A 4,645-nucleotide genomic window follows, 5' to 3' on the forward strand; every position below is an offset into this window, starting at 1 on the left:
ACCTCTCCGGCCAGGATCTTCTGCGCCGCGAGGATGCCCTCGTCGTCGATCGCGCCGAACCATCCCTGGGTGGCGTCGCGCGCCTCGAGGGCGAGGTCCCACGAGGCGGGGTTGCCGATGCGGATCGCGCTGGCGATCGTCTCGGGCTGGCGCACGACCTCGCCGCGCACGAGCGGAGCGGATCCGGCGGCCTGCAGTCCGAACATGCGCGGGACGCGGGTCGCGGCGCCGCGCGCCGCCTCTTCGCGGTAGCCGCGCGAGTAGGCGGTGTAGTTGCCGGCGTTGCCGACGGGGATGAAGTGGAAGTCCGGGGCGTCGCCGAGCTGGGCGACGACCTCGTACGCGGCGGTCTTCTGCCCCTCGATGCGGTCGGGGTTGACCGAGTTGACGAGGTGGACCGGGTAGTGGTCGGCGAGCTCGCGCGCGATCTCGAGGCAGTCGTCGAAGTTGCCGCGGATCTGGATGAGCCGGCCGTTGTGAGCGACCGCCTGGCTGAGCTTGCCCATCGCGATCTTGCCCTCGGGGACGAGCACGGCCGCGGTGATGCCCGCGTGGGCCGCGTACGCCGCGGCGGACGCCGAGGTGTTGCCGGTCGAGGCGCAGATCACGGCCTTCGCGCCGTGCTCGACCGCACGCGACAGCGCGACCGTCATGCCGCGGTCCTTGAACGAGCCCGTGGGGTTCATGCCCTCGAACTTGACGTAGACGTCGGCACCGGTGCGGTGCGACAGCGCCGGGGCGGGGATGAGCGGCGTGCCGCCCTCTCCGAGCGTGACGACGGTGGAGGCGTCGGTGACACCCAGACGGTCGGCGTATTCGCGGAGGACTCCGCGCCAGAGGTGTGCCATGTCAGTTCCCTTCCACACGCAGTACCGAGACCACGCGCTCGACGACGCCGCTCGCGGCGAGACGCTCGACGGTCTCGCTCAGGTCCTGCTCGCGGGCCTTGTGTGTTCCGATGACCAGTCGCGCGGAGCCGCCCGACCGGGAGTTCTCGTCCGCCTCGATGACGGTCTGCTCGACGGTCGCGATCGAGACGCGGCCCTCGCTCAGGATGCCCGCGACCGTCGCCAGCACGCCCGGCTGATCGTCGACCTCGAGGGTGATCTGGTAGCGCGTGATGACGTGCCCGATCGGGACGGCGGGCAGGTTGGCGCGGGTGGACTCACCGACGCCCACTCCCCCGGCGATGTGGCGGCGCGCGGCCGACACGACGTCGCCGAGGACGGCCGAGGCGGTCTGCACACCGCCGGCACCGGCGCCGTAGAACATCAGGTCGCCGGCGGCCTCGGCCTGGACGAAGACGGCGTTGTTGGCCCCGTGGACGCTCGCCAGCGGGTGCGTGCGCTCGACCAGGGCCGGATACACGCGCACCGAGATCGCCTCGGTCGCCCCCTCTTCGGTGGCGGCGAGACGCTCGCACACGGCCAGGAGCTTGATGACGTAGCCGGCGTGACGCGCGGACTCGATCATCGCGGCGTCGACCGAGGTGATGCCCTCGCGGTGCACCGCATCGAGGGGGACGGTCGTGTGGAACGCCAGGCTCGCCAGGATCGCCGCCTTCTGCGCGGCGTCGTAGCCCTCGACGTCGGCCGTGGGGTCGGCCTCGGCGTAGCCGAGCGCCTGCGCCTGGGCGAGCACGTCGGCGAAGTCGGCGCCCTCGGTGTCCATGCGGTCGAGGATGTAGTTGGTCGTGCCGTTGACGATGCCCATGATGCGCACGACGCGGTCGCCCGCGAGCGAGTCGCGCAGCGGGCGGATGATGGGGATCGCCCCGGCGGCAGCGGCCTCGTAGTACACCTCGGCGCCGACCTGGTCGGCGGCCTCGAAGACCTCGGAGCCGTGCGTGGCCAGCAGGGCCTTGTTGGCGGTGACGACATCGGCGCCCGAGGCGATCGCGTGCAGCACCTGCGTACGGGCCGGCTCGATGCCGCCCATCAGCTCGATGACGATGTCGGAGCCGACGATGAGGGTCTCGGCATCCGTGGTGAACAGCTCGCGCGGAAGGTCGGCGTCGCGCTTGGCGTCGACGTCGCGGACGGCGATGCCGGCGAGTTCGAGCGTCGCTCCCGCGCGGTCGGCGAGCTCGTCGCCGTGCTTGAGCAGCAGGTCGGCGACCTGCGAGCCGACGGCGCCGGCGCCGAGGAGCGCCACGCGCAGCGTGCGATAGTCGGTCATTCGGTGTCTCCGTGAGGTGATGCGGCCGTGCCGCGGGAAAAGGACGGGCCGGTGGATGCCGCGACCCCGGCGTCGCGCGCGAGCAGATCGTCGATCGTCTCTCCGCGGACGATCACGCGGGCCTCGCCGTCGCGCACCGCGACGACGGGAGGGCGGGGCGTGTAGTTGTAGTTGCTCGCGAGCGAGAAGCAGTATGCGCCGGTCGCGGGCACGGCCAGCAGGTCGCCGGGGGTGACGTCGGCGGGGAGGTATTCGGCATCCACGACGATGTCGCCCGACTCGCAGTGATGGCCCACCACGCGCGACAGGGCCGGGGTCGCGCCGCTCGTGCGCGAGACGAGCCGCGCCGAGAAATCGGCGCCGTACAGCGCGGGGCGGGCGTTGTCGCTCATTCCCCCGTCGACGCTGACGTAGGTGCGCTCGACGCCCTCGGCCGCGGTGACGGTCTTGACGGTGCCGACCTCGTAGAGCGTGACGCCGGCCTGACCGACGATGACGCGACCCGGTTCGGTGGCGACGTCGGGCACGGGGATGCCGCGCACCGCGCACTCGTCGGCGATCGCGTCGACGATGCCGTCGGCGATCTCTTCGATCGGGCGCGGATCGTCGACCGAGGTGTACGAGATGCCGAAGCCACCTCCGACGTTCAGCAGCGGGATGTCGCCGCCGGCGAGCAGGTCGGCGTGCAGGTCGACCAGACGGGCGGCCGACTCGCGGAAGCCGGAGGAGTCGAAGATCTGCGAGCCGATGTGCGCGTGCAGGCCCACGAAGCGCAGGCTCGGCAACTCGCGGATGCGGGCCACGGCGGCGGACGCGCCGTCGAGCGAGAACCCGAACTTCTGATCCTCGTGCGCGGTGGCGAGGAACGCGTGCGTCTCGGCGTGCACGCCGGTGCGCACGCGCACGAGGACGGGCTGGACCGCACCCCGGCGATCGGCGATCGCGGCGAGGCGCTCGATCTCGATCGGGCTGTCGAGGACCACCGAGCCGATGCCGACCTCGACGGCGCGCTCGAGCTCGGACACGCTCTTGTTGTTGCCGTGGAAGCCCAGGCGCGCGGGATCTGCGCCGGCTGCCAGGGCGACCTCGAGCTCGCCGCGCGTGCACACGTCGACGGCGAGGCCCTCGTCGATGACCCAGCGCACGACCTCGGTCGACAGGAACGCTTTGCCCGCGTAGTAGACGCGGGCCCGGATGCCGTGCCGGTCGGCCGCGGCCTCGAAGGCGCGGCGGGCGCGCTGCGCGTGGGCGCGCACCTCGTCCTCGTCGAGGACGTACAGCGGGGTGCCGAAGCGCTCGCGCAGGTCGAAGACGGAGACGCCCCCGAGGCGCACCGAACCGTCGGCCGCGCGGTGCGCGGACGAGGGCCAGACGGAGGCGACGAGCTCGTTCGCCTCGGCCGGGGCGGTGAGCCACTCGGGCACGAGTGCGGAGTGCGAGGCGGACACAGGGGGACCAATCGGTTTTTGCGGCGACGCGACGGCCGCGGATCACGGCTCCCACCCCCGCGGAGTGTCACGCGGCGGGCAGTCCTTGCAGTCTAGGGCACGGCGTATGCCGTCCTTTTCCCGCACCCGGCGGTGGGTGAGCAGATGTGCCGGAGCGGGTGAAGCGTGAGGCGACAGGTCGCCGCGAGGCCGCCGTCGGCGCCCGCGTCGCCGCGGACGGCGCCTAGCGTGACCGCATGATCCCGACGACTCCGCCCTCGCTCGTGGTCGACGCGGTCGGGGTGAGGGTGCGGATCGACCTGACCGCGCTCGCCGACGCCGACCGCGAAGCCGTCCGCAGCGCCTGGGCGGACGCCCGCGCCGCCGACGACGGCATTGCGGATGCCGAGGTGCGACCCTCGCGGTCCGACCCGCCTGAGCGGATGCTGTCGCAGCTCTCGAGCGCGGTGACGCAAGCGGCGATCGGGGCGAGACGCGGCTCGTCGTGGATGCTGCACGCCGGCGGCGTCGCGGCCCCCGACGGCGGCGTGGTCGCCCTGGTCGGACCGTCCGGCGCCGGCAAGACGACCGCCACGCGTCGCCTGGCGCGCACCTGGGGCTACGTCTCGGACGAGACGGTCGGCATCGACGACGACGGCCGCGTCCACGCCTACCGCAAACCGCTGTCGGTGATCACGCCGGGTCACGCGGTCAAACTGCAGCACTCCCCCGCGAGCCTCGGTCTGCGCCGGCTCCCGGACGCCCCGCTGCACCTGCGACGGGTCGTCCTGCTCGATCGCGACGAACGCCACCGCGGCGCGCGGCTCGTCCCGGTCGAACCCGCCGGGGCGCTCATCGCCCTCGCCCCCCACTCGAGCGCCCTCGCCGCGATGCCGCACCCCCTCACCACCGTCTCGCGTCTGCTCGCGGACACGCGGGGCCTGTGGCGAGCCGAGTACGCCGAGGCCCGCGACCTCGAGGGGCTCATCGGCGGTCTGCTCTCGAGCGCCGACGGGGACGACGGGCCCGCGCCCCTCCCC

At 72.9% G+C, this 4,645-nt stretch carries 3 protein-coding genes and 1 pseudogene; 1 reads left to right on the forward strand and 3 read right to left on the reverse strand.

The genetic code is table 11. The features are described 5' to 3' along the window. From thrC to lysA, 3 genes and pseudogenes are all read right to left on the reverse strand, one after another. Nucleotides 1-848 (reverse strand): annotated as a pseudogene (gene thrC, locus DBR36_RS09130) (threonine synthase); the annotation flags it as partial. A gap of 1 nt (nucleotide 849) precedes the next feature. Further along, nucleotides 850-2,178 carry a homoserine dehydrogenase gene (locus DBR36_RS09135; protein WP_108318722.1) on the reverse strand — a complete coding sequence of 443 codons (1,329 nt, stop codon included), beginning with the start codon at nucleotides 2,176-2,178 and terminating at the stop codon, nucleotides 850-852. Further along, entirely contained in the window at nucleotides 2,175-3,626 is a 1,452-nt protein-coding gene (gene lysA / locus DBR36_RS09140; protein WP_181373537.1) for a diaminopimelate decarboxylase, read from the reverse strand. The genes DBR36_RS09135 and lysA overlap by 4 nt, the downstream gene beginning before the upstream one ends. Before the next feature lie 236 nt (nucleotides 3,627-3,862). Between lysA and DBR36_RS09145 the strand changes: the two genes are divergently transcribed. Continuing rightward, nucleotides 3,863-4,645, forward strand: a 783-nt coding sequence (locus tag DBR36_RS09145) for an ATP-binding protein (RefSeq protein ID WP_146185298.1), incomplete at its 3' end; no start/stop codon positions are given.

It is taken from the genome of Microbacterium sp. HMWF026 (assembly GCF_003061325.1).
In the GTDB taxonomy this organism is placed as follows: domain Bacteria; phylum Actinomycetota; class Actinomycetes; order Actinomycetales; family Microbacteriaceae; genus Microbacterium; species Microbacterium testaceum_E.

Excerpts from the sequence above, each read along its gene's own strand:
- DBR36_RS09135 (WP_108318722.1), bottom strand. The coding sequence starts at position 2,178 with ATGACCGACTATCGCACGCTGCGCGTGGCGCTCCTCGGCGCCGGCGCC.